Below are 22,917 nucleotides of genomic sequence, written 5' to 3'. Positions count from 1 at the left end.
CAATGATTACCACCTCTGTTGCCGAAGCTGCTCAATGTTTAAAACAAGGACAGGTTTTAGCGTACCCTACAGAGGCAGTTTGGGGCTTAGGCTGTGATCCTTTTAATGAACAGGCTTTCATGGAAATTTTACGCTTAAAGCAACGCCCGATTGAAAAAGGGGTAATTTTATTGGCAGCCCAGATCGCACAAGTTGAGCCTCTCTTAGAACCCCTCACTGCAGAAATGCGTGAAAAAGTGATTGATTCTTGGAGTCATCGTTCACCGACTGAACGCGCAACCACCTGGTTACTTCCTGCAGGCGAGCATATTCCAAAATGGATTAAAGGTAACCATCCTAAAGTGGCGGTACGTGTCACCACCCACCCTTTATGCGTGGCGCTATGCAATGCGTTTAATGGTTTTATTGTATCGACCAGTGCCAATCCTGCCGGTGGTACACCTGCCCACTCTCTGCAACAAGCTAATCAGTATTTCTCAACTGAAATCAATTACCTAAACGGTGATCTAGGTCTTAGCCAAGAACCGAGCCGGATTATTGATGCTGAAACAGGTGAAGTGATCCGCGCTTAAGGCGGATCATTTTGATGACTGGATTGACCCATCCTAATTTTTAGGCAAAAAAAAGCTCAACCATATAGGGACGGCTGAGCATAAAAAGGATGTGCATAAATCACATCCAGAGGGTCTGTAAATCTGGGTGCAAAAGTTTAATATTGTTAAGAATAACTTAAACATTTACGATATAAATATTATCTAATAGATTGTTTTGTTATACAAATATATTATTTATCTTATAAAACACTTAAAAGCTATCAAACATTCATCACACCTTCTTAACAATTTAAATTATCTCACTATTTTTTAATTATGTTTTTTCTAAATAATCGTTTCAAGCTATTCTTAAAACGATTACTCATCTCTTAATCCAATTAAAAACAGGTAAAAAAATAAATACGTTTGTTTGTTTTTTCATCTATCTTTTAGCTTAAGTATTCAATTTTGCTGTTTCTGCTGTTACCACTTTCTTTTGGGCCAATAAAATTCCCAGCAAAATGATCACGCCCCCAATACTGTGATAAATCGTCCAGGCTTCAGCCAGCCACAGATGGGCAATAATTGCGGTACAGACCGGCATCAGGTTCATAAAAATACTGGTTCGATTCGGTCCAATCATTTGTACTGCCAGCATCCAGACTAAGGGAGCAATCAGGGAGGGGAAAATACCGGCATACAGAACACTGCCGACATTGTGCTGATCAATCGCATCCAGCCCTAACCATAAAACAAAGGGCAAATGGTAAAGCAAGGCAAAAATAATCTGCACATACAAACTCACCATCAACGGAATTTGCAGTTGCCATTTTTTTAAGAACACGCCATAAAAAGCATAGAAAAATACTGCCAGTACCATCATGACATCGCCCAGATGGCCGCCTGACTGCAGCAGATGAAGCGGATTCCCCTGTGCCATGACATAGAGCAAACCGGCAAAAGATAAGATACTGCCCACCACGGCAAAACGGTTCGGAATATCCTTGAGCATGAGCATGGAAACAAAGATGGTAAACACCGGAATAAAGGCATTGATAATGCCCATATTGGTCGCCGTCGTATAATGTGCCGCGGTATAGCCCAGGCCTTGATACAACACCATGCCAAAAGCACCCAGTACAGCGAGCTGTTTCCAGTGCTGCATCACCAGCTGACGTTCACGCCAGACTTTGCCCCACATAAAAGGTGTTAATACAATAAAAGCAATTAGCCAACGATAAAAACTGATACTCACAGGAGAAATATAGTCCGCCACATAACGTGTCACCGTAATATTCATCGACCAGATTAAAACCGCCAGTAATGGCAAAGCCAGTGCCCACCAGACTGTTTTGTTTGGCTGTGTCATGCCCTTTCCTGTGCTTAAATATCCAGTATGCATTTTTACTGAAGTCTGAAATAATTAGAATATCGGATTTCAGACATCAATATTGCGCTACAGACACAGCTTAGATTGCTTAGTGCTGCGTGAGGGAAACTCGTACTCTCTATAGAATTGATGTAGTGACATAGAAGAACCAAAATAAGGACGTTCACATGCCGGAACAGATTGAACAATATGTAGAGGTGGATGATTTCTTTTATCAAAAGGATGAGATTGTCGCGCCACACAGTTCTTTGTGGGGCGATTTCAATTTTAGTTTGAACGGTATTTTAGAATATGAAATTGAAGGACAAATTTATCTGTCGCCACCGAATTACGGTATCTGGTTGCCGCCTCAAACAGCCCATGCGTCTATCGCCCTAGATGAACAAATCACCCATTATGTCTGTATTCGAGTGCATCCTTCACTCTGTGAACATTTTGCAGCTTGTACCAAAACCTTAAGTATTCGCCCCTTTCTTCGGCATCTGGTGCATGAAATTCTGGAACAAAAACAGCAAGGCATAACCACCGCACATTATACGCATTTATTACACGTGCTGATGGATCAACTGAAAACTGCACCGGCTTATGAACATTATTTACCGCAAACCAGTCATGTTCTGCTCAAACCGCTATTACAGCAATTGGCCAATCCACAGCTATTCCAGAAAAGCTTGCAGCAGTTGCTGCACGACTCATCCATAAGTGAACGGCATTTACTGCGTTTAAGCCAGCAAGAATTACAATTGAGCTTATCCGAATGGCGTAATCGGGCGAAAATCTTATATGCAATCACGCAGATTCGCCAAGGCAAAACCGTGAAAAAATTGGCCTATGAACTGGGTTATCAGCACAGTTCCAGCTTTATTGAGTTCTTTAAACGCTATACCGAACAAACGCCGGCGCAACTGCGTGACATCTAATCTTTATACGAGTTTAAATTACCTTTTTTGCAATTTATGGTAGATAAGCCAACAAAAAAACCATAGTCAGCAGCAATAGAAGTATGCGATTTTGACAACCATACTCAACATTAGTATGTGCCGTATTTTTAAATTTGAATGAATAGAGTCAGGTTTAATAGAGTCAGTTTTGATGATTCAAATTAAACCTGTGAGGATGCGTTATGAAAAAACGATTATTGGCTTCACTGTGTTTTGCTGCCATGGCATTAACGGCGTGCGATAAAAAACCAAATGAAGCACCGGCATCGTCATCGACTAGTTCAGCGGTATCTACCCCTCCTGCGAATACTCAACCTGCAACTGCTGCCTTAAGCTCAAACAATGCCGCAGATATTAAAAATGATTTAAACCAGATTCAGACACTCTCCAACAGTCGGGCCAAAGAAGCCGCAGCCTTGCAAGAAAAAGCCAATCAAGCTGCGCAAAAAGGTGATAAAGCCTCTTTAAATTCGATAGTTGCAGAAATGAAAGGTTACATTGCACGCTTCAATCAGGACCTCGACGCTTTAAGCCTGAAAAGCACAGAGCTTAATGCTGTTCGTGGCAAAATTAAAGAATCCAATAATATTGGTATAGAACTTTCTGAAGCGAGTATTGCCAATACACCGGATACCAAAAAAATCACTGAACTGCAAAACCGGGCCACTGCATTGCAAAAAGAATTAGTCACTGAAATGCAGGCTCTGCAAACCAAAGCGCAAACCGCCCAATAATTTAAGGTGAGTTAAAAAAACAGGTCTTTTGGCCTGTTTTTTTAATTGGTTTATCTGGGATAAATTTTTAAAATTACCAATAAATGCTTGTCGATAGGCGCAATAACCGTTAAAACAAAACAGCGATAATCTCAAGCACTTAAGGACAACAGAATGAGCCAATCCGTTTATGACATTCCTGTCAAAACCATTCAAGGCAATGACACCACACTGAACCAATATCAAGGTAAAGTTCTGCTCATTGTAAATACCGCATCTAAGTGTGGTCTTACTCCGCAATATGAAGGCTTGGAAAAACTGTATAAGGAAAAGAAAGATCAGGGACTTGAGATTTTAGGTTTTCCTGCCAACAATTTCTTGGCACAAGAACCGGGTTCTGATGAAGAAATTCAGGAATTCTGTTCACTCAATTACCAAGTGAATTTCCCCCTGTTTTCTAAAATTTCGGTTGCCGGTGAAGACAAGCACCCGCTTTATCAAACTCTGACTCAAGCCATTCCAGAACGTATGGGTGAAGGTCCGTGGTGGAAAGATCTGGTTGATTATGGTTTAACCCCGAACCCTAAACCGGAAGTACTGTGGAATTTTGAAAAATTCCTGATCAATAAAAATGGTGAGGTTGTGGCACGTTTCGCACCAGATATTACTGCGGATGATGCACGTATCGTTGATGCGGTGAATGCAGAACTTGCCAAGTAATTTGTAACAGTAATGTAAGTATCTATACCGCTTATAGGTACTTATATTTTTTATTTAAAAACAATAGCTTAATTACATAAAAACTCATACTTTAATACTTCACAGTTCATCCTTTATTTTAATTATTCAACAACACTTCATCCACGATGTATCAATGACTTAGCAATATAGTGGACGCATAAACCAACCGCCATGAACACAAGGTGAAGTATGAATACTCTAGTAAAAGCAATCGTTTTATCATTATCTACAGCTCTGGTTGCTGCACCTGCAATGGCTGCTCCACAAGAGCATAATCCACAACAACATCACCAGCAATATGGCCATCAACCTGTTCAAAATCACCATAAGACACCAGTTCAGCAACACCACAATGCTGTACATAAAAAAGCGGTGAATCCGTCACATGACTGGAGAGTGGGTCAAAAAGTACCCACTCAATACTATGGCCAAAGCTATAAAGTAGACCACAAAAAATTTAAAAAATTGAGCAAACCGGGTAAAAACCAGCAATGGATTAAAGTGAATGGTGATTATGTTTTAACCAATGTCATGAATCATAATATTATCAAAATCATTGCTGGCTAATCCCCACAATCTCGGTGAAAAAAGAGTGCTTCGGTACTCTTTTTTAATGCCTGAAAATAAATTTGTTATCGCTTTGCAACAATCATTCTTTTCTACACATTTCACCCTTATATTAGGCAGAATTAAAGTAAAGATATGAATTGGTTATGAAAAAATTCATCCAAAATGTGGTTTCTCCTTTTGCGATGTTTAGTGCGGGCATTTTGTTGATTGGTTGCGAGCAAGCCAACTCTCCTGATTCAACCGAAGACCGAACTTCACAATCAAGCGAAGTATCTGCACAGGTTTCAGAATCAGCGACAGATTCAGCAGAAACATCCAAGGCTGAGCTGAAAAGCGGCAACATGTTTTATATCGTGCGTGACGTTGCAGATATGCAGCTGAAAGCCGGCGATTATGTTGAACAGCTCAAGCAGACTCAAACTGATTTAGAAACTGCAATCAATGACAAAGACCAACAGCAGCTACAAAGCACTGCCAAAACCCTGAAACAGCAACTGACTGGATTTAATCAGGCACTGACTGGCTTGAACCTGAAAAGTCAGGAAATTGATTCGATTCGTCAAAATATCATGCAAGCCAATCAGCAAGCCCTTGCTACCCCACTTTTAAATGGTGACGTCGATTTGAGTCAGGTCGATTTCAAGAAAATTGAAAAACAGATGGGCAGCATCCAAATGGAAATGATCAAATTGGCTGGAATGATGATTCCTCAAGGTCAGGATGAAGCAGAACAAAATGAACAAGACCAGAGTGAAGCAGATCAGGAAGGCTAATGCTTAAAGCGATTTAGACCAATTCAGCATGATTGAATTGGTCTGGTCAAATTGATCGTAAATTAAAAATAACTAAAACCAGATCATTTAAAATCTGGTCATTTACGGTAAATTCCGCCATCTCTGTCATTGCACGATTTAATCAAAATTTTATTTAATGAAAATCTCATTTTTGAAATGTATCTAACCAATAAAGCTAAATGGGTCATTGATAATATCAACTCGACATCAACCCGACAAAAACAGATCGTGCACGTTATATTGAGCGTGCCAACGATACCCGTTTTGACGTGATTTCTTATATTTTGAAATAGACTTAAACAGTACTTTAGAACGAAATAATCAACATACCAATAAAGCACACATTCTTAAAGTCGGTGTTCGAGCAACCTTTAAAAGCTTGGAGCACCAAGTTTAGGTGAAAGTTTTGATGAAATTTTAAGTTGAAAATTGTAGGTAATGGAGAATTTTCGGTTCATTTAACCGAAACTTAAAAGCAAACTATTTTTGACTGTCACGCCAGCTTTTAAATGTGACTTGCATCGCCTGTTTTTCTGCTTCTGATGCGGGACGATTTTCAAGATTAGAAAAATTGCCACGAAAGACCTCTTTCACCAATTTTTTCGCAAGTTGATCAATACTGTCGTGACCGAAATTTTGATAAGCCTCTATTTCTATTTGAGTTAAGACCAGATCCCAACACGACACCACAGAACTGACATCAATCGCAATTGCTAAATATAACTGTTCACGCTCTTGATAGAGCTCCCAAAAATGTGGTTCTAATTCGATTATTTTCATACTCATCAATTTATCATTCAAAGATTTTTTATAAGCATAAGCCACAGCATCATTTGAAGGAATAACACTTTAGATTACGATGAAAATAGCAGGCTTATTTTCATAAAATGAAGACCTATGTTTGGCTGAAAGCTTGCTGAAATATTTCAGCTAAATATTGCGGGAAATGGGAAGCTTTCTATTTTTGCTATAAATAATTGATGCTTTTATAAAAAACAGTAACCACTTCTCATTTTTACTATAAAATGTGCAGATTAAAACGCAGAAAAACATTTTATATAATGAAAAAAATTGTTCTTGGGGTGGTCTGTTTAGCAATCATGGCATATGGCGTGTTGCATTTCAGCATGCCTGAAAAAAACACACCACGCTTAAACCAGTTTTTTTCTAAACAAATCAAAGATGTTCAACTGATTCAGGACTGGCTTAAACACACTCAACAACATCAATTATTATTGGTTGATGTCATTCAACCGGTCAATCCGAAGCAAACAGCTGCTTATGTTGAATACATAAAGCAACGCATTGAATTCAACCAGCAAAATATTCAGCGTCTTAAGCTCAGTCACTATCGAAGCAAAGCATTTAAAGAAATTCAACAACTTGAGATTCATGCGCTACAGCAATGGAATAATATCCATCAAAGCAATATTGTTGATGCTTTTGAACAGCAACAACGTTTATTAGACCTGCCCATTGCAGAGTTTCAGCAACTGGATACTGCAGCACGTTATGCGCTGCAACAACAAGAAATTATCGTATTGCAACGATTACAACAGTTAGTCCAGCAAGACAGCGATTATGTTGCCGATATTGACCACAGCTTACTTGGCGACTGGCTTGACTACCATTTAATACAACATGAGATTCACCCGATTATTGCCGAATGGCAAAGTCCATCCTCAACTGCAATACACAGTCCTTCAGAAGCATTGCAAGATTTACAACTGTATAAACGTTTTCACCCACATACGGATGAATACAAATACATTAAGGCGCTTTTAACTCAGCTTTGGCATGTTGAACACCGCGCTTCATCTAATCTGGTTACAGCAAATCCTCGACCTGTTTCATATGCGGATCAGTCTGAAAAAGAATTTCTTGTCCCTACAGATACACCAAAAGCTGAAAAATTAAAGCAATTGATTAAGATGCAAAATGACAGAGTGAATCATCTGCTGTTAGGTCAGCTCAGAGAAGCTTTCTTTAAAGAAGATAAAAACTAGAGTTTGGATTTAGGAAAATAGACCAAACAGTTTTGATGAGATTTATAAGGTGGAGATTATGGGGAATGGGAAGTTTTCAATACACTCATATTAATAAAAGCTTTTTCAATATAAAAAATTAATTCTATTAAATAAATTAAAGAAAAGTAGAATCCTTCCATTGTGGATATTCATTCGCTACATCTTTAGATGGCTCTGATACCGAAAATCGTGATATTGCAGAAAATTTTAAGTTTAATAAAGATTCTAACTCTTTAGAATCATTTATTTCCTTTAGCGAAATAGTGATGCCTGAAATTTCAATATCTTCCTGATCAAATTCAATGTAATAATCTCTATTAAGCCAATTATGATCAGTCACAATAAATCTTTTTCCTAATTCATAATTACAATCAGTGGTCAGAGGTATTAAAATTTTATTGGCACTAGGGTTCCAATGCTTAATTGCTTTTCTAACTTTATATCTTCCTTCATTAGTATCCAAATATAAGCTAGATTTAGTTAAATCTATTCTTGATATCCTTTTAGGTGTATTTGCTAAGTTATAAAATAATGGTTGTTTGAAATCATGAAAATGTGTGTCATATGCCTTTAGTAAAATAGGTTTTTTTCTAACATCTAATAATTTAATAAAATGACCTTTTTCTATTTTCAAAAACACTTTATAAATTATCACTGTTTTATCTTTATAATTATTTAGTTGAAAGCTCGAAACACCTGAGTCGTATGATTCTTTTTTATTCAGCTCTGATATTGAAAAAACTTCTACTTTTCCAGAGATATTTAAATTTGTTTTTCTAAGAAAGTTTTCTAATGTTAACCATAAGGCAAAGAAAGCCACAATAATGCTCAACCCAGCAGCACTTGTTAGCATTTTTATAAAAATTTGTTTATATTCCTCATCCGAAGAATAAAGCCCCCAACTAAAAGCCCCCAAATAGACTAAAAAGCTAATAAGTAAAATTAGTCTTAGAAAAAAAGCCATTTATATTTTCCTATTATTTTTCATATTTATAACATAAAAAAAACCACCCTTTCGGGTGGTTTTTTCAATCTCGAACCAGCAATTACATTGCGCGGTTTTTGATTTTGCGGATCGTTTCCAACTGTGCAGCAGTTTCTGCAAGAGCAGCCAAAGCAGCAGCAGAGTCCAAATCGCTCTTTTGATTTGCTAGCAAAGTTTCAGCATTTTTACGTGCTTCAAGAATTGCAGCTTCATCTAAGTTTTCAGCACGGACTGCAGTATCTGCAAGAACCGTGATGACATGCGGTTGAACTTCTAGAACACCACCAGATACATAGATTAATTCTTCTGTACCGTTTTCCAACAGAACGCGGATTGCGCCCGGTTGAAGCAAAGTTACCAACGGAGCATGGCCAGGCATAATACCCAACTCACCGCCAGCACCTTTCGCAATTAGCATAGTTACAGTGCCCGAGTACAAAGACTCTTTTACACTTACAACATCACATTGCATAGTCGCCATGAGAATCTCCTAAATTAGAGTAGCTAATTAAAGTTTCTCGGCTTTAGCAATAACTTCGTCAATACCACCAACCATATAGAACGCTTGTTCTGGAATGTGATCGTATTCACCAGCTAGAAGACCTTTAAAGCCACGAATCGTTTCTTTAAGAGATACTAATTTACCAGGCGCGCCAGTAAATACTTCAGCTACGTGGAACGGTTGAGAGAAGAAACGTTGGATTTTACGCGCACGGTAAACAACCAATTTATCTTCTTCAGCAAGCTCGTCCATACCCAAGATCGCGATGATGTCTTTAAGCTCTTTATAACGTTGCAATACGTTCTGTACAGAACGTGCAATTTCATAATGCTCTTGACCAACAACTAACGGATCTAATTGGCGTGAAGTTGAGTCTAGTGGATCGATCGCTGGGTAAATACCAGAAGATGCGATGTCACGGCTCAATACAACAGTTGCGTCTAAGTGAGCAAACGTTGTAGCAGGCGATGGATCTGTTAAGTCATCGGCAGGTACGTATACCGCTTGGATTGACGTAATAGAACCAGACTTAGTAGATGTAATACGTTCTTGAAGAACACCCATCTCTTCTGCAAGAGTTGGTTGGTAACCTACTGCAGATGGCATACGACCTAGAAGTGCAGACACTTCGGTACCAGCCAATGTGTAACGGTAAATGTTGTCAACGAACAACAATACGTCACGGCCTTTACCGTTTTCATCTTTCTCGTCACGGAAGTATTCAGCCATAGTCAAACCAGTTAACGCTACGCGTAAACGGTTTCCTGGTGGCTCATTCATCTGACCGTAGACCATTGCTACTTTGTCTAGAACGTTAGAATCTTTCATTTCGTGATAGAAGTCATTACCTTCACGAGTACGTTCACCAACACCAGCAAACACAGATAAACCTGAGTGAGCTTTCGCGATGTTGTTGATCAATTCCATCATGTTTACAGTTTTACCAACGCCGGCACCACCGAACAGACCAACTTTACCACCTTTCGCAAACGGGCAAAGCAAGTCGATGACTTTAATACCAGTTTCTAAAAGGTCAGTAGAAGCCGCTTGTTCAGCATAAGAAGGTGCTGCGCGGTGAATCGGTAAACGTGCTTCAGTCGCAACAGGACCAGCTTCGTCGATTGGGCGACCAAGAACGTCCATGATACGACCCAAACATGCTGTACCTACAGGTACAGAGATTGGAGCACCAGTGTTAACTACGTTCAAACCACGCTTAAGGCCTTCAGTAGAACCCATTGCAATAGTACGAACTACGCCATCACCAAGTTGTTGCTGAACTTCTAAAGTAGTTTCAGTACCATCAACATGGAGAGCGTCATAGATCTTAGGAACGCTGTTGCGTTCAAACTCGACGTCGATAACCGCGCCGATGATCTGAATGATACGACCGCTATTCATTGCTGTCTCCTCAATTCAAAATAATGTTAAACGGCAGCGGCACCACCAACGATCTCAGAAATTTCCTGAGTAATCGCGGCTTGACGCAGCTTGTTATAAATAAGTTGTAGGCTCTTGATGATGTCACCCGCATTGTCGGTCGCAGCTTTCATTGCCACCATACGTGCAGATTGCTCACATGCGATGTTTTCAATCACACCCTGATACACCACAGACTCGATATAGCGAACCAATAAACCATTTAATAGCTCTTCAGCTTCTGGTTCATAGAGATAATCCCAACCGTATGTACGGTTCAGATTCTCGCCGTCTTCAGCAGCTGCCAAAGGAACGAGTTGCTCAATCTTTTGATTTTGAGTCATGGCATTCACGAAGCCATTAGACACTAGATAAATACGATCTAACTCGCCTTTATCATAAGCGTCTAACATCACCTGTACAGAACCAGATAACTGTTCAAGACTTGGTGTATCACCCACTTGAGTGGTTGCACCCAGCACTTTACCGCCGTAGTTTTTAAAAAACGAAACCGCTTTTTGACCAATTAAAGCAAATTGAACTTCAATTGACTGCTCTTGTTGCTGTTGGACGTGTTTAACCACTTTCTTGAACAGGTTAATGTTCAAACCACCAGCAAGGCCACGATCTGAAGACACAATGATATAGCCAACGCGTTTTACCGGACGTTCAACCATATAACGGTGTTTGTATTCAGGGTTCGCTTGGACCAAATGAGCAATTACACGGTGCATATTTTCGGCATACGGACGGCCTTGAGCCATGCGCTCTTGCGCACGACGCATTTTAGAAGCAGCTACCATCTGCATCGCACGCGTAATTTTCTGCGTCGACTTGATACTAGCTACTTTGGCGCGAATTTCTTTTAAATTTGCCATACGCTTAACCTAGTATTCGAAGGCTTTTTCAAGCCTCCGAAGGTTGATTCCGTGAACCAAGCCCACTAGCTTTTAGCAATTGCTAAAATTAGTAAGTTTGAGTCGCTTTAAAGCTTTCAATACCAGCTTTGAATGCTGCTTCGATTTCTTTATCCCAAGCACCAGTCTCGTCAATTTTTTGCATTAACGCAGCGTGTTCTGAACGGAAGTAAGAAACAAGCGCCGCATCAAATGCAACGATTTTCTTAACGTCAACGTCAGTCATGTAGCCTTCGTTAGATGCATAAATTGAAACAGCTTGGTCAGCAATTGAATATGGAGCATATTGTTTTTGCTTCATTAATTCAGTTACACGTTGACCATGTTCAAGCTGTTTACGAGTTGCTTCATCAAGGTCAGAAGCGAACTGAGCAAACGCTGCCAATTCACGGTATTGAGCCAAAGCGGTACGGATACCACCAGACAATTTTTTGATGATCTTCGTTTGCGCAGAACCACCAACACGAGATACAGAGATACCCGCGTTCACAGCAGGACGAATACCTGCGTTGAATAATGATGTTTCAAGGAAGATCTGACCATCTGTAATCGAAATTACGTTGGTCGGTACGAATGCAGATACGTCACCCGCTTGAGTTTCAATAATCGGCAATGCAGTTAATGAACCAGTTTGGCCTTTAACTTCACCGTTAGTGAATTTCTCAACGTAGTCAGCAGATACACGAGAAGCACGTTCAAGTAGACGTGAATGTAGATAGAACACGTCACCTGGATACGCTTCACGACCTGGTGGACGGCGTAAAAGCAATGAAATTTGACGATACGCAACAGCTTGTTTAGACAAGTCATCATAAATGATCAACGCGTCTTCACCACGGTCACGGAAGTATTCGCCCATTGTACAGCCAGAGTACGGAGCCAAATACAGCATTGCTGCTGGATCTGATGCACCTGCTGCGACAACAGTTGTATACGCCATAGCGCCAGTTTCTTCTAGCTTGCGTACCACGTTAGCGATAGTCGATTGTTTTTGACCAATTGCTACGTATACACATTTAATGCCAGAGTTTTTCTGAGCGATGATCGCGTCGATCGCCATTGCTGTTTTACCAGTTTGACGGTCACCAATGATCAACTCACGTTGACCACGGCCTACAGGGATCATTGTATCTACTGATTTATAACCAGTTTGTACAGGCTCATCCACTGATTGACGCCAAATTACACCTGGTGCTACTTTTTCAACAGCATCAGTTAATTTTGCATCAATTGGGCCTTTAGCATCAATTGGGTTACCCAAAGCATCTACTACACGGCCTAAAAGTTCTGGACCAACCGGAACTTCTAATACACGACCTGTGCAACGAGCTTTTTGACCTTCTTGAAGGCTTAAGTAGTTACCTAAAACAACGACGCCCACTGAATCCTGTTCTAGGTTCAGTGCCATACCAAATAAGCCGCCGTCGAATTCGATCATTTCACCGTACATAGCATCAGCTAGGCCGTGAATACGCACAATACCGTCGGAAACCATAACAATGGTCCCTTCGTTCTTAGCGGTCGCGCTGGTGTCCAGATCGCCGATACGCTGTTTAATGAGCGCACTGATCTCGGATGGATTCAGTTGTTGCATTGCGCTATACCTCAATCTTTTTAAAGTTCAGTCTTCTTATACGTCGCTATTTTCAAGCGAATTACGCAAGAAGACGAGTCCGCATTTTTTCAAGCTTGTTAAGTGCAGAGTCATCTATCACTTGGTCGCCTGCACGAATAACAACACCTGCAATTAACGCAGGGTTAACTTCTACAGTTACATTTACTGCAGCGTTAAATTTTTTCTCTAACGCTTGAGCCAGTAATTGTTCCTGTACAGAAGTTACAGGGAATGCTGATTCAATCACAACATCCACAGTATTGTTATTCTGTGATTTGAGCAGTTCGTATTCTGTTTCAATTTCAGGTAACAACGCTAAACGATCGTTGTCTGCAAGAAGAGTCAAAAAGTTTGACACTTCTTGAGTTTGATTCTCACCTAAAACTTTTGCAAAAACACTAACCTGCTCAGCAGGAGTAAGCTCAGGGCGATTCAAATAAGCGGAAAATGCTTCGTCTTGCACCGCAGCACTGAGCACTTGTAACACATTCGACCAATTGTCAGTTGCACCTTGCTCAGAAGCGAAAGCAAATGCTGCTTTTGCGTACGGGCGTGCCAACGTCAAGAGTTCAGCCATAATCGCCTCGCTTAAAGTTTAGCAGCCAGCTGAGTAAGCATGGCATTGTGAGCTTCCGCATCAACTTGCTGGTTCAGAATTTTTTCTGCGCCAGTAACTGCCAAGGCAGCAACTTGTTGACGTAATTCTTCGCGTGCAGCATTGATTTCAGTATCAACAGTTTCTTTCGCCTGTTGACGGATACGCTCACCTTCAGCAGCTGCTTGGGTACGCGCTTCTTCGATCAATTGTGCACCACGACGGTTCGCTTGTTCGATCAATTGAGCCGCTTGTGCTTTTGCCGCATCTAATTCAGCTTTCACTTGAGCTTGCGCATCGGCAAGGTCAGCTTTAGCTTTTTCAGCAGCATTTAGCCCATCAGCGATACGACGCTGACGTTCACTAATCGCATTGATTAGTGGTGGCCATACAAACTTCATGCAGAATGCGACAAACATCGCAAACGCAATTGCTTGGCCAATCAATGTGAGGTTGATATTCATAGCTATTCCTCAATAGTTTAATTTAGGAATTAAGCTGATTAACCTACAAATGGATTAGCGAAGATGAAGAACAAGCCAATACCAACACCGATCATAGGCACAGCATCAAGAAGACCTGCGATTAAGAACATACGAGTTTGAAGTTGTGGAGCCAATTCTGGTTGACGAGCAACAGCTTCAAGGAAACGGCCGCCTAAAAGACCAAAACCAATCGCAGTACCTAAAGCACCAAAAGCGATCAAGATAGCAGATGCAATTGCAACTAGACCTAAAGTGAGTTCCATGATAATTCCTCAGAGGTTAGGTTTTATACCAAATTAAGTTAGAAAACTGTACCCAACCATCTCGTGACAGTCAGGCAATACCATTAATGTTTTTCGCTAGCCATACTCAAGTATACGATAGTCAGCATCATGAAAATGAATGCTTGTAGCGTAATAACAAGAATGTGGAAGATCGCCCAAGGCACAGACAACGCCCACTGGATCCAGAACGGTAATAACGCGATAAGAATGAAGATTAATTCACCCGCATACATGTTACCGAACAGTCGTAGAGCCAATGAAACTGGACGTGCAAGGAAGGTTACCAATTCCAGAATTAAGTTCACTGGAATGAGCAACGCTTTTGCAACTGGGTTACTTGGATTGAACGGGTTAAGTGCCAATTCGCCAACGAAACCGCCAATACCCTTTTCACGGATACTGTAGAACAAGATAAGAACAAATACAGACAATGACATACCAAGGGTAATGTTAGGGTCAGTAGATGGAACAATCTTGAAGAATACGTGGTGAGGATCCATACCAAATACGTTTGAGCCAATAATTCCTGCCAGATGCGGAATGAAATCTACTGGAAGTAAATCCATCGCATTCATCAGGAAAATCCACACAAAAATTGTGAGGGCTAAAGGCGCGATCAAACGTGACTTGCCATGAAAAGTATCGCGGACACTTGAGTCAACAAACTCGATAATCATTTCAATTGCAGACTGGAACTTGGTAGGAACACCAGAGTTTGCAGCTTTCGCTACACACCAGAACAACAAACAGAAAATCACACCAAGCGTGATAGACCAACCCATTGAATCCAAGTGAATAGCAGTGAACCCCATCTGTTGAGCTTCATCAGCAGTCTCAGCCAATTTCCAAGAACCATCAGGCATTTTGCCATAGGTTAAATTGGTCAAGTGATGCTTGATATACTCGGTCGAAGTAAGCGCATGTTCTTCAGCAGCCATAAATCACACCTGGTCAATGTCAAATACTAAATAGAGTGAACGAACATCGCGTGCTGCCTGATATCTCGTTCATCTCCTAAAAAACTTTTCAATTTTTTGTTGTGCTTAAACCCGTTTTTGTAGACGTGACGCCAAAAAAGGAGCGACCCACGACATGGTTTGAACGAGGATAAAACCACAAAACAACGCCACCGCTGACAACGGTTTAACGTTACTTAAAATTAAAATGAAACCAACAATCACAATTGCAAACTTGCCCATCAAGCCTCTATACATGTTCGAAAGAACCTGTTTTGAAGCTCGCGCACCTGCGGCTCGAAACGATTGCCAAGAAAAATAACAACTTGCAAGCCAACATACGAGCGCACCAAGTGCGGCGCTGTAAGCTGCAGTCGAGTCTTTCAGGACCCACGCTATCAAGGCTGAAACAGGGATCATGCATGCTTGTAAGATGACCAAAGCTTTCGCTAATCGTCGGTCAACCATGCGACTAGTTCGGCTCATTATTTATTCACTCACAGCAATCATGCTTGACAAGTTTAGCTGATGATCGTTTTTAATCGCAGGCATTATAGAGTTACACCCCTGAACATGCAATCTTTTCCCGACTTAAGTCTGGTTTTTTTCAACGATCGAGTTGCTTTGATACTAATCAATAGTTGTTTATTTTTTGTATTACTTTCGTGCATTTAGCACACAGTTATGGGTTTGCTCGGCAAGTTTTTTCCAAGCCAGCACAAAATCCCCTGCCCCGCCCATGCTTTCATCGACTGCTTGGAAGGTAATCGGATTGAGTTTACGGTACTGGTTTTTACTGGCATGCCCTTCTGCCAACAGACACATATTGCGACTTGGACGGCTGTCATTTAGATATTTAATTTGCGCCATGGTCGGTGCGACATGCGGATCATCGGTCAATGCACCGGCAAATTTCAAACTTAACGGACGTTCTAAATACTGATAAGCATCATGATATGACCAATACGGCTGCACTTTAGTATTGGCATTAAAGCGCTGTGCAGTCAGTAACATTTCTTGGGCGAAACGTTTGGCATTGGCCCAATAAGCATCTTTATGTTCGGGTAATTGTTGTGAACGCAGTGCAGCGATAAAGAAGCCAATCCGCACCGCATTGTTGGGATCAAGCCAGACATGGGTATCCACGGTATTGTTTAAAGCCACGCCACGGGTATTGCGCTGCGGCAATGTCTGTACGATCCCTGAATCTAAAATAGAGATGGCCTTGGGATTATCCGATAACAGTTTATCCAGCGGTGCTTCATGTGCCTTACCCAACCAGATCACCAGTGATGCATCCAGAATAGCTTTGCGATGTGCAGGCGTGAGTGTGACATCGTGTCCGGTTTGATCGGCGAGCAACAGTACAGGCTTTTCAACACCTTGCGTGATTTCTTCAGCAATAAGATAAATGGGATGCGTAGAGACCACTAAACTTTGTGACCAGCTTAAGCTACTGAATAAGGCAAGCGCACAAAATGCAAAGAAACGGGACATGAAAGAAGATTACCAAAGATTCAACAGGTGTTATAATATAACAAATCAACAAAAATACCTACGTCTAATCGAAACGGGTATCGCTTCATGTTAAGATTTAATGTCCACTTGTTTTTATAAATTTCGCACTTGAGGTTGGCTATGAGCTCATGTTCTCACGAACATCACAATGCATTACATGGCGTACACGACCATCATAATGTCGAAACACGTCTTGCTGAAGCGGAAAACCTCTGTGCAACGACTGGCGCACGTTTAACACCGTTACGAAAAGAAGTATTAGGACTGATTTTAAATGCCACAGGTCCGATGGGTGCATATGACTTACTGGCTAAAATCAAGAGCGATTCAGACCGCCCTGCTGCCCCACCGACGGTTTATCGGACTTTAGACTTTTTATTGGAAAAAGGCTTAATTCACCGTTTAACCTCTATTAATGCCTACATTCCTTGTTGTCATCCGCGTGAAGGACATCAGGCTGCATTTTTAATTTGTACCGATTGTAAGAATGTGACAGAAGCTTCTGCACAAGGCTTATTAACACAATTAGATGCACTTTCAGCATCTGATCAATTTACTGCACATCACAGTATTATTGAAATTTCTGGGATATGTCAGCAGTGTCGCAACAAACAGTAAACCCTCATACACTGATTGCGCTAGACAAAATCAGTGTGCGCATCGATGAGCGTGACATTTTAAAGAATGTCGATTTCGCCTTACATGAGCGAGAAATTGTCACGCTGATTGGTCCGAATGGCGCAGGAAAATCTACCCTGATTAAAGTCCTGTTAGGGATTGTGAAAGCCAATTCAGGCAAAATTCATAGTCATAAAAAATTAAAATTTTCTTATGTGCCGCAAAAGTTCAATCCGTCACATAGTCTGCCTTTACGGGTGCAAGACTTGCTGGCCTTAGAAAAATGCGATGCAGATAAAAAAGCAGAAATTATTCGCGATACCGGCATCACCAAGTTACAGGATTGTAAAGTTCAGCAACTCTCTGGCGGTGAACGTCAGCGTGTGCTTTTAGCGCGTGCGTTATTGCGTCAACCCGATGTACTGGTTCTGGATGAACCGATGCAAGGTTTAGATATTCAGTCAGAAGCTGAACTGTATGAATACGTCCGAAGCTTGCCGATCAAATATGGCTGTGCCGTGTTGATGGTATCGCACGATCTGCAATGGGTGATGCAAGGCACACACCGTGTGGTCTGTTTAAATAAACACATCTGTTGCAGTGGCCTACCTGAAAATGTGCAGAAGCATCCCGAGTATCAGGCCATTTTTGGCACTAATCGGGTTTTCTATCAACATCATCATGATCATTGCGCCCATGGTGACAGTGCAACCCCGTGCCAGCATGATCCTCGTCCCCATATTCACCCCGAACCGGAAGCTTAAGCCATGATGGAATGGTTACAAATATTGTTGCCTGCATGGACCATGGGAACACTACTGGTGTTTCTGACTGCTCCGCTGGGTTGTTTAATGTTATGGCGACGGATGTCTTTTTTTGCCGATACCATGGCGCACGGGACTTTATTGGGTGTTGCGATTGCCGGTGCTTTAAGCCTTCCACTGTGGTTAGGCGTGACCTTTTTGGCATTTTTATTGGTCGGTATTTTGTGGGTATTGCATGACCCTCGCCTGCCGAATGATGCTTTGCTGGCACTCTGTTCAGCCACCCTGCTCTGCTCAGGCTTATTGTTTATTCAGCATATTCCCAGCTTAAGACCTGAACTGCTTAGTTATCTATTTGGTGATCTGCTACAAATTTCATGGTCAGACCTACCGATGTTTGCCATTGTCATTATTGCCGCTTTAGCTGTGCTGTATAAGAACTGGCAAGCACAGATCCAAATTGCGATTGACCCTGATATGGCAGTCAGTGAAGGCGTAAATGCCAAATGGCAACGTCTGGTATTTATGTTGCTATTGGCACTCTTTACAGTACTGGCTTTACGTGCCGTGGGTTCATTGTTGATGGGCGCTTTACTGGTCATTCCAGCCCTGACGGCTCGCCTGCTGGCAAACTCACCTAAACAGATGGTGATTTGGGCTTTTGTGATTGCACAAATTGGGATTAGTGTCGGTTTATGGTCAAGTGCCGGTTTAGATACATCGACCGGTTTGACCATTGTGCTCACTATGGCAATTCTATTTGCGGTGATTTTTGCAGTGCAGAAGTTTAAAAAGTTGGCTTAGTCATATGTCCAACAAATGTTACTTGATGAGTGAATGTTTGCTCGGACATAAAGTCCGGTATTATTGAAAATAAGATTGTCTAGTTCAAGACTTGCTTTCTATCTAGATGCCTGACCAAGACTTTAATATTTATCCAAGGGCATCAGCGGACTCTTCCTCGCTCTCTATTAGGGCAGTCTCTATTAAGACAGTATTTTCATTCTAGCCAGAGCCTCAAATGCTTCTTATACTATTAAAATAAAACACAAAATAAGTTTTACAATGAATATCCAAACATTCGAGCTATGGGCGCGTTATCACATTTGGGCCACACATCACTTGGCGACCTCATTACAGGCCATTTCTGAGGAAGATTTTGTGAAAAATTGTGGCCTCTTCTTTAAGAGTATTTTGGGTACGCTAAACCATTTGCTTGTTGCTGAACATGAACTTTGGTTTTCACGCTTTGCCCAAGGTATATCACCAGCTATTGCCTTGAACAGTATTATTGAAACTGACCGTCATCGATTATTGCAACGGCTCTGTCAAAGTGCTGATCAATGGCAAAGCTTAATACGCAAGTTGGATCAAGATACTTTAGAGGGAGTAATCCGCTATCGAAATACCCGAGGTCAAGACATGAGCATGCCTTATGCGGCGACGCTGATGCATGTGTTTAATCATGCCACCCATCATCGTGGACAAATCACCGCTGCAATGACAGCTTTGGGCTATACATCACCTGAATTGGACATGCTATTTATGCTGATGGAAGAACAACAGACCACGATCTAATCGAACTTCACTTTATTGATGTACCAAACTCAATAAACTTGCAGCACAGGCAAACAACACTGCAAAAGTACGGTTCATGACTTTTTGCTGTTTTGGTGATTTCAGTAACCGTAAAACTTTAGCTGCAAGTCCGGTATAACCCGCCATCACGATCAGATCAATTGTAATCATGGTCACTGCCATAATCAGATATTGAATCCATTGTGGTTTGGACAAATCCAGAAACTGCGGCAACACTGCCAATAAAAAGACGATGGCTTTCGGGTTGCTCATATTGACCAAAAAGCCATGCAGGACCAGCTTAGCAATTGATTTGTCTGGCTGTTCTTGTTGAATTTTAATCGACTGAGTTGGTGCTTTCCATTGCAGATAAGCCAGATATAACAAATACAACACGCCAAACCATTTCACTAACATGAATGCCCATGGTGTAGTCGCAAATAGTACCCCTACCCCGGCAGCCACAATCCCGATTTGCACCAACAATGCCAACTGTAAACCTAAAGCATTCCAGTAGCCACGGCGAAAGCCATAATTTAAACCACTCGACATAGAAGCAATTGCACCTGCGCCAGGAGAAACGCTAATCACCCAACATGCCAGCATATAGGCAAGCCAAACTTGGTAAGACATAAAATACAAGGAGATAGAAAGACCGGCTTATTATATGACTTTTCATGCTTATGAAACGTTAAAAATCAACTATCAAAATAAAACTTTGGCTATTCACCCAGGCAGTGATGAGGCACAATAAAGCCAGCCACGTATTTTATAAAAATTGTTAGGAGCCATGTATGACTGCCCAATCTGTAATTTTACCATTACCTTCAGATCATGCCCGGTTTATTGTTTTACGTTTAAAAGACTTAACGATTGATGAGTTAAAAGAGAAACTTGCAGATTTATTTACCACACGTGATCGTTTAATCACGCAGCATCCTAATGCACAAATTAAAACAGGCGTCGCTTTTGGTCCTGAACTTTGGGCAAAACTCTATAATCAAGCACCGGCTGGACTTAAACAATTGGAACCGCTTCAAGGCTCCTTTCAAATGCCGGTTGTCCCTGCCGATGTTCTCATTCATGTTGCATCTCAACGTACTGATATTTGTTTTGCGTTAAGCCAGTCATTCTTTGAAGGCATTCAAGATAAAGTTGAAGTGCTGGATGAACGGGTATGTTTCCGTAATTTTGATGGTCGTGACCTCACAGGTTTCATTGATGGCACTGAAAATCCACAATTCCCGGATGACCGTGCCGAAGTCGCTTTACTCGGTGATGATGCTGGAGTTTTTGCTGATGGTTCTTTTGTCTTTGCGCAGCGCTATGCGCATAACTTAGCAAAATGGAAACAACTAAAAGTCGATGCCCAAGAAAATGTGATGGGTCGAACCAAGTTAGAGTCTATTGAACTGGATGATGAGGTGAAACCTAAAAATGCCCATATTGCCCGTGTTGTGATTGAAGATGATGAAGGCGAAGAAATGGAAATTTTACGTCACTCCCTTCCTTATGGTGATGGTAAAGGCGACCAGGGTTTGTTCTTTATTGCTTATACCCAAAATCTAGAAATTATTGACCGCATGCTACAACACATGTTTGGTACAACAGGCGATGGTATTCATGATCGCCTCCTTCACTTTGTCACTCCAATGGATGGTGCGTATTACTTTGCGCCGAGTGAAGAGTTGTTGGAAGAAGTTTTGGAAGGATGATTTGACAGGAGAAGCAGCTAAAACTTTAGCTGCTTCTTTTTTATGATTTAAATATAAAATATTATAGTTTACTTTAAGGAAATAGCACGTTTTTGCTTACCCTCGAAGTATTCTAAATTATAGTCTTTATCTATTGTAGCCTTCTGTTTAGTTGAAATAAATTTCTCTCCAATCAACTCTTGTCCTTTAACTTTCATAATTCTAAGACTATCTCCCGTTTCATCTTCAAATGGAGATAGGATCAAAAATATTCCTGTTTTTTCATTTTTTGGCAGAATCAAACTAGCGCCATCTTGTGGATTTATAAAATCATATTTTTTTAATAAATTTTTACTAGATATTAATTTAATTTTTGAACATTTTTGTTTATCAAAATTTAAAATACACTGTTTATGAAGTGTTGAATCATAGGGAAATACAAATGGTTCATTATTTTTTAGAAATAACTTATTTTTTGAAATTTTTTCAAAACTCTTAATATTAAATCGGTAACATTCATTTTCTACATTAATATTATTATCTTTATAAGAATAAGTTGTTCCAGACAAACATAACTTATTATCATTTTTACTAAACTTAATTTGTGCTGGTTCTTCTTCAATTTCTTCTAGTCTATTATCAACAAAATGATCAACAGTTTGAATTAATGAAAATACTTTATTAGTCTTTGGATCTAATACCACAATAGATTTAACTACCCTCGGGAGACCTTTTCCTATATCTCTTCTAGCATCGATAACTAAAAGAATTTTATCGTTTGCAAAATTTGGTGTTGACTTAATTTTTTTATTATATAATTCAATATGTTTATTTGAACAAAAATTTATATATTCATGATCAAATTGACACTGAAATACATCATCTTGGGTAATATTTTTAGTGTTATTAATTAATGATTCTTTATTTTGTCTCATGTCTTGAGAATAAGTGCAACTTGAAATAAAGCAACTTAAATATAAAGTTAAGATAATTTTTATAAATTTCATTAGTTAATACCTATTTTATTCGATGATGTTCTTTAATTTTTTCAAAAATAGCTCTTACTCTAGTAGTAGAATGAGAATTTGCTTTGTTTGTAAGAGATTGATGATAACCAAGAGTACCATCTGAAATAACACCAAATTTATTCTTATTTCCTTTTGGTAAAGCTATAGATTGGACTGCTCCCAGTATCCTAGACATGAAACAGCCTCATTTTGAAGCTGCCTCAAATGCTTCTGGGCTCATCCCATCGAGATGCGAATGACGCCTGATTCG

28 protein-coding genes are annotated in these 22,917 nt (G+C 40.5%); 12 read left to right on the top strand and 16 right to left on the bottom strand.

Annotation, left to right across the window (positions count from 1 at the left end; translation table 11 throughout):
- The first annotated feature begins 2 nt into the window (after positions 1 to 2).
- On the top strand, positions 3 to 572 hold the full coding sequence (locus tag ACU0NF_RS11370) for an L-threonylcarbamoyladenylate synthase (protein WP_370984631.1): 570 nt from the start codon (positions 3 to 5) through the stop codon (positions 570 to 572).
- Positions 573 to 987: 415 nt separating this feature from the next.
- On the opposite strand, the gene ACU0NF_RS11365 is transcribed toward ACU0NF_RS11370, so the two are convergent.
- Positions 988 to 1,902 carry a DMT family transporter gene (locus ACU0NF_RS11365; protein ID WP_370984630.1) on the bottom strand — a complete coding sequence of 305 codons (915 nt, stop codon included), beginning with the start codon at positions 1,900 to 1,902 and terminating at the stop codon, positions 988 to 990.
- Positions 1,903 to 2,090: 188 nt separating this feature from the next.
- On the opposite strand from ACU0NF_RS11365, the gene ACU0NF_RS11360 reads away from it, so the two are divergent.
- From ACU0NF_RS11360 to ACU0NF_RS11340, 5 genes are all read left to right on the top strand, one after another.
- A complete protein-coding gene (locus ACU0NF_RS11360) occupies positions 2,091 to 2,843 on the top strand; it encodes an AraC family transcriptional regulator (RefSeq protein WP_445661188.1) in 753 nt (250 codons plus the stop codon).
- A 203-nt stretch (positions 2,844 to 3,046) separates the two neighbouring features.
- Complete coding sequence (locus ACU0NF_RS11355) at positions 3,047 to 3,598, top strand: hypothetical protein (protein ID WP_131267483.1); 552 nt, start codon at positions 3,047 to 3,049, stop codon at positions 3,596 to 3,598.
- 153 nt (positions 3,599 to 3,751) lie between these two features.
- Positions 3,752 to 4,297 carry a glutathione peroxidase gene (locus ACU0NF_RS11350; RefSeq protein ID WP_131386252.1) on the top strand — a complete coding sequence of 182 codons (546 nt, stop codon included), beginning with the start codon at positions 3,752 to 3,754 and terminating at the stop codon, positions 4,295 to 4,297.
- A gap of 210 nt (positions 4,298 to 4,507) precedes the next feature.
- Entirely contained in the window at positions 4,508 to 4,885 is a 378-nt protein-coding gene (locus ACU0NF_RS11345; RefSeq protein ID WP_445661187.1) for an RcnB family protein, read from the top strand.
- Positions 4,886 to 5,031: 146 nt separating this feature from the next.
- Positions 5,032 to 5,661: a hypothetical protein gene (locus tag ACU0NF_RS11340; RefSeq protein ID WP_445661186.1), complete on the top strand. Its 630-nt coding sequence runs from the start codon at positions 5,032 to 5,034 to the stop codon at positions 5,659 to 5,661.
- A 501-nt stretch (positions 5,662 to 6,162) separates the two neighbouring features.
- Here ACU0NF_RS11340 and ACU0NF_RS11335 read toward each other — a convergent pair.
- Positions 6,163 to 6,468: a hypothetical protein gene (locus ACU0NF_RS11335; protein WP_445661185.1), complete on the bottom strand. Its 306-nt coding sequence runs from the start codon at positions 6,466 to 6,468 to the stop codon at positions 6,163 to 6,165.
- Between the two features lie 275 nt (positions 6,469 to 6,743).
- Between ACU0NF_RS11335 and ACU0NF_RS11330 the strand changes: the two genes are divergently transcribed.
- The gene (locus ACU0NF_RS11330) at positions 6,744 to 7,688 is read left to right on the top strand and encodes a hypothetical protein (RefSeq protein WP_445661184.1); all 945 of its coding nucleotides are present in this window, start codon (positions 6,744 to 6,746) and stop codon (positions 7,686 to 7,688) included.
- 136 nt (positions 7,689 to 7,824) lie between these two features.
- Here the strand turns inward: ACU0NF_RS11330 and ACU0NF_RS11325 are convergent, their stop codons facing one another.
- The 11 genes from ACU0NF_RS11325 to ACU0NF_RS11275 form a co-directional block, all read right to left on the bottom strand.
- Positions 7,825 to 8,673, bottom strand: a complete 849-nt coding sequence (locus tag ACU0NF_RS11325; RefSeq protein ID WP_445661183.1) for a hypothetical protein — start codon at positions 8,671 to 8,673, stop codon at positions 7,825 to 7,827.
- Between the two features lie 82 nt (positions 8,674 to 8,755).
- Complete coding sequence (locus ACU0NF_RS11320; protein ID WP_370984620.1) at positions 8,756 to 9,175, bottom strand: F0F1 ATP synthase subunit epsilon; 420 nt, start codon at positions 9,173 to 9,175, stop codon at positions 8,756 to 8,758.
- A 27-nt stretch (positions 9,176 to 9,202) separates the two neighbouring features.
- Positions 9,203 to 10,597: a F0F1 ATP synthase subunit beta gene (gene atpD, locus ACU0NF_RS11315; protein WP_131386262.1), complete on the bottom strand. Its 1,395-nt coding sequence runs from the start codon at positions 10,595 to 10,597 to the stop codon at positions 9,203 to 9,205.
- A 26-nt stretch (positions 10,598 to 10,623) separates the two neighbouring features.
- Positions 10,624 to 11,493 (bottom strand): F0F1 ATP synthase subunit gamma, encoded by an 870-nt coding sequence (atpG, locus tag ACU0NF_RS11310; protein ID WP_131386264.1) that lies wholly within the window; start codon positions 11,491 to 11,493, stop codon positions 10,624 to 10,626.
- Positions 11,494 to 11,581: 88 nt separating this feature from the next.
- A complete protein-coding gene (atpA, locus tag ACU0NF_RS11305) occupies positions 11,582 to 13,126 on the bottom strand; it encodes a F0F1 ATP synthase subunit alpha (protein ID WP_284067689.1) in 1,545 nt (514 codons plus the stop codon).
- A 61-nt stretch (positions 13,127 to 13,187) separates the two neighbouring features.
- Complete coding sequence (locus ACU0NF_RS11300; protein ID WP_067725897.1) at positions 13,188 to 13,724, bottom strand: F0F1 ATP synthase subunit delta; 537 nt, start codon at positions 13,722 to 13,724, stop codon at positions 13,188 to 13,190.
- 11 nt (positions 13,725 to 13,735) lie between these two features.
- The gene (locus ACU0NF_RS11295; RefSeq protein ID WP_131290525.1) at positions 13,736 to 14,206 is read right to left on the bottom strand and encodes a F0F1 ATP synthase subunit B; all 471 of its coding nucleotides are present in this window, start codon (positions 14,204 to 14,206) and stop codon (positions 13,736 to 13,738) included.
- Positions 14,207 to 14,244: 38 nt separating this feature from the next.
- A complete protein-coding gene (gene atpE / locus ACU0NF_RS11290) occupies positions 14,245 to 14,490 on the bottom strand; it encodes a F0F1 ATP synthase subunit C (RefSeq protein WP_000424060.1) in 246 nt (81 codons plus the stop codon).
- A gap of 83 nt (positions 14,491 to 14,573) precedes the next feature.
- Complete coding sequence (gene atpB, locus ACU0NF_RS11285) at positions 14,574 to 15,449, bottom strand: F0F1 ATP synthase subunit A (RefSeq protein WP_370984619.1); 876 nt, start codon at positions 15,447 to 15,449, stop codon at positions 14,574 to 14,576.
- 105 nt (positions 15,450 to 15,554) lie between these two features.
- A complete protein-coding gene (locus tag ACU0NF_RS11280) occupies positions 15,555 to 15,953 on the bottom strand; it encodes an ATP synthase subunit I (protein WP_131386270.1) in 399 nt (132 codons plus the stop codon).
- Positions 15,954 to 16,124: 171 nt separating this feature from the next.
- Positions 16,125 to 16,964 carry a metal ABC transporter solute-binding protein, Zn/Mn family gene (locus tag ACU0NF_RS11275; protein ID WP_445661182.1) on the bottom strand — a complete coding sequence of 280 codons (840 nt, stop codon included), beginning with the start codon at positions 16,962 to 16,964 and terminating at the stop codon, positions 16,125 to 16,127.
- Between the two features lie 141 nt (positions 16,965 to 17,105).
- On the opposite strand from ACU0NF_RS11275, the gene ACU0NF_RS11270 reads away from it, so the two are divergent.
- The 4 genes from ACU0NF_RS11270 to ACU0NF_RS11255 all read left to right on the top strand — a co-directional run bounded on the left by ACU0NF_RS11270 (position 17,106) and on the right by ACU0NF_RS11255 (position 19,945).
- Positions 17,106 to 17,603 carry a transcriptional repressor gene (locus ACU0NF_RS11270; protein ID WP_131267498.1) on the top strand — a complete coding sequence of 166 codons (498 nt, stop codon included), beginning with the start codon at positions 17,106 to 17,108 and terminating at the stop codon, positions 17,601 to 17,603.
- Positions 17,576 to 18,367 carry a zinc ABC transporter ATP-binding protein ZnuC gene (gene znuC, locus ACU0NF_RS11265; RefSeq protein ID WP_445661181.1) on the top strand — a complete coding sequence of 264 codons (792 nt, stop codon included), beginning with the start codon at positions 17,576 to 17,578 and terminating at the stop codon, positions 18,365 to 18,367. The genes ACU0NF_RS11270 and znuC overlap by 28 nt, the downstream gene beginning before the upstream one ends.
- Positions 18,368 to 18,370: 3 nt before the next feature.
- Positions 18,371 to 19,171 carry a zinc ABC transporter permease subunit ZnuB gene (znuB, locus tag ACU0NF_RS11260; RefSeq protein ID WP_445661180.1) on the top strand — a complete coding sequence of 267 codons (801 nt, stop codon included), beginning with the start codon at positions 18,371 to 18,373 and terminating at the stop codon, positions 19,169 to 19,171.
- Positions 19,172 to 19,432: 261 nt separating this feature from the next.
- The gene (locus ACU0NF_RS11255; protein ID WP_445661179.1) at positions 19,433 to 19,945 is read left to right on the top strand and encodes a DinB family protein; all 513 of its coding nucleotides are present in this window, start codon (positions 19,433 to 19,435) and stop codon (positions 19,943 to 19,945) included.
- 12 nt (positions 19,946 to 19,957) lie between these two features.
- Here the strand turns inward: ACU0NF_RS11255 and ACU0NF_RS11250 are convergent, their stop codons facing one another.
- On the bottom strand, positions 19,958 to 20,578 hold the full coding sequence (locus ACU0NF_RS11250) for a LysE family transporter (protein ID WP_445661178.1): 621 nt from the start codon (positions 20,576 to 20,578) through the stop codon (positions 19,958 to 19,960).
- Positions 20,579 to 20,739: 161 nt separating this feature from the next.
- Between ACU0NF_RS11250 and ACU0NF_RS11245 the strand changes: the two genes are divergently transcribed.
- Positions 20,740 to 21,660 carry a Dyp-type peroxidase gene (locus ACU0NF_RS11245; RefSeq protein ID WP_370984612.1) on the top strand — a complete coding sequence of 307 codons (921 nt, stop codon included), beginning with the start codon at positions 20,740 to 20,742 and terminating at the stop codon, positions 21,658 to 21,660.
- 68 nt (positions 21,661 to 21,728) lie between these two features.
- On the opposite strand, the gene ACU0NF_RS11240 is transcribed toward ACU0NF_RS11245, so the two are convergent.
- Together ACU0NF_RS11240 and ACU0NF_RS11235 are read right to left on the bottom strand one after the other, a co-directional pair.
- A complete protein-coding gene (locus ACU0NF_RS11240; protein ID WP_445661177.1) occupies positions 21,729 to 22,646 on the bottom strand; it encodes a hypothetical protein in 918 nt (305 codons plus the stop codon).
- Positions 22,647 to 22,656: 10 nt separating this feature from the next.
- Positions 22,657 to 22,842 carry a hypothetical protein gene (locus tag ACU0NF_RS11235; protein WP_370984812.1) on the bottom strand — a complete coding sequence of 62 codons (186 nt, stop codon included), beginning with the start codon at positions 22,840 to 22,842 and terminating at the stop codon, positions 22,657 to 22,659.
- Positions 22,843 to 22,917 lie beyond the last annotated feature (75 nt).

Source organism: Acinetobacter sp. F16 (assembly GCF_052712855.1).
This window is presented reverse-complemented; position numbering and strand designations above follow the sequence as displayed.

Coding starts and splice junctions, on each gene's coding strand:
- ACU0NF_RS11255 (WP_445661179.1), top strand. CDS start 19,433: ATGAATATCCAAACATTCGAGCTATGGGCGCGTTATCACATTTGGGCC.
- ACU0NF_RS11270 (WP_131267498.1), top strand. CDS start 17,106: ATGAGCTCATGTTCTCACGAACATCACAATGCATTACATGGCGTACAC.
- ACU0NF_RS11335 (WP_445661185.1), bottom strand. CDS start 6,468: ATGAGTATGAAAATAATCGAATTAGAACCACATTTTTGGGAGCTCTAT.
- ACU0NF_RS11295 (WP_131290525.1), bottom strand. CDS start 14,206: ATGAATATCAACCTCACATTGATTGGCCAAGCAATTGCGTTTGCGATG.
- ACU0NF_RS11370 (WP_370984631.1), top strand. CDS start 3: ATGATTACCACCTCTGTTGCCGAAGCTGCTCAATGTTTAAAACAAGGA.
- ACU0NF_RS11340 (WP_445661186.1), top strand. CDS start 5,032: ATGAAAAAATTCATCCAAAATGTGGTTTCTCCTTTTGCGATGTTTAGT.
- ACU0NF_RS11345 (WP_445661187.1), top strand. CDS start 4,508: ATGAATACTCTAGTAAAAGCAATCGTTTTATCATTATCTACAGCTCTG.
- ACU0NF_RS11300 (WP_067725897.1), bottom strand. CDS start 13,724: ATGGCTGAACTCTTGACGTTGGCACGCCCGTACGCAAAAGCAGCATTT.
- ACU0NF_RS11350 (WP_131386252.1), top strand. CDS start 3,752: ATGAGCCAATCCGTTTATGACATTCCTGTCAAAACCATTCAAGGCAAT.
- ACU0NF_RS11250 (WP_445661178.1), bottom strand. CDS start 20,578: ATGTCTTACCAAGTTTGGCTTGCCTATATGCTGGCATGTTGGGTGATT.
- ACU0NF_RS11355 (WP_131267483.1), top strand. CDS start 3,047: ATGAAAAAACGATTATTGGCTTCACTGTGTTTTGCTGCCATGGCATTA.
- ACU0NF_RS11275 (WP_445661182.1), bottom strand. CDS start 16,964: ATGTCCCGTTTCTTTGCATTTTGTGCGCTTGCCTTATTCAGTAGCTTA.
- ACU0NF_RS11365 (WP_370984630.1), bottom strand. CDS start 1,902: ATGACACAGCCAAACAAAACAGTCTGGTGGGCACTGGCTTTGCCATTA.
- ACU0NF_RS11320 (WP_370984620.1), bottom strand. CDS start 9,175: ATGGCGACTATGCAATGTGATGTTGTAAGTGTAAAAGAGTCTTTGTAC.
- ACU0NF_RS11325 (WP_445661183.1), bottom strand. CDS start 8,673: ATGGCTTTTTTTCTAAGACTAATTTTACTTATTAGCTTTTTAGTCTAT.
- atpE (WP_000424060.1), bottom strand. CDS start 14,490: ATGGAACTCACTTTAGGTCTAGTTGCAATTGCATCTGCTATCTTGATC.
- znuC (WP_445661181.1), top strand. CDS start 17,576: ATGTCAGCAGTGTCGCAACAAACAGTAAACCCTCATACACTGATTGCG.
- ACU0NF_RS11330 (WP_445661184.1), top strand. CDS start 6,744: ATGAAAAAAATTGTTCTTGGGGTGGTCTGTTTAGCAATCATGGCATAT.
- atpB (WP_370984619.1), bottom strand. CDS start 15,449: ATGGCTGCTGAAGAACATGCGCTTACTTCGACCGAGTATATCAAGCAT.
- atpA (WP_284067689.1), bottom strand. CDS start 13,126: ATGCAACAACTGAATCCATCCGAGATCAGTGCGCTCATTAAACAGCGT.
- ACU0NF_RS11360 (WP_445661188.1), top strand. CDS start 2,091: ATGCCGGAACAGATTGAACAATATGTAGAGGTGGATGATTTCTTTTAT.
- ACU0NF_RS11240 (WP_445661177.1), bottom strand. CDS start 22,646: ATGAAATTTATAAAAATTATCTTAACTTTATATTTAAGTTGCTTTATT.
- znuB (WP_445661180.1), top strand. CDS start 18,371: ATGATGGAATGGTTACAAATATTGTTGCCTGCATGGACCATGGGAACA.
- atpD (WP_131386262.1), bottom strand. CDS start 10,597: ATGAATAGCGGTCGTATCATTCAGATCATCGGCGCGGTTATCGACGTC.
- ACU0NF_RS11280 (WP_131386270.1), bottom strand. CDS start 15,953: ATGAGCCGAACTAGTCGCATGGTTGACCGACGATTAGCGAAAGCTTTG.
- ACU0NF_RS11235 (WP_370984812.1), bottom strand. CDS start 22,842: ATGTCTAGGATACTGGGAGCAGTCCAATCTATAGCTTTACCAAAAGGA.
- atpG (WP_131386264.1), bottom strand. CDS start 11,493: ATGGCAAATTTAAAAGAAATTCGCGCCAAAGTAGCTAGTATCAAGTCG.
- ACU0NF_RS11245 (WP_370984612.1), top strand. CDS start 20,740: ATGACTGCCCAATCTGTAATTTTACCATTACCTTCAGATCATGCCCGG.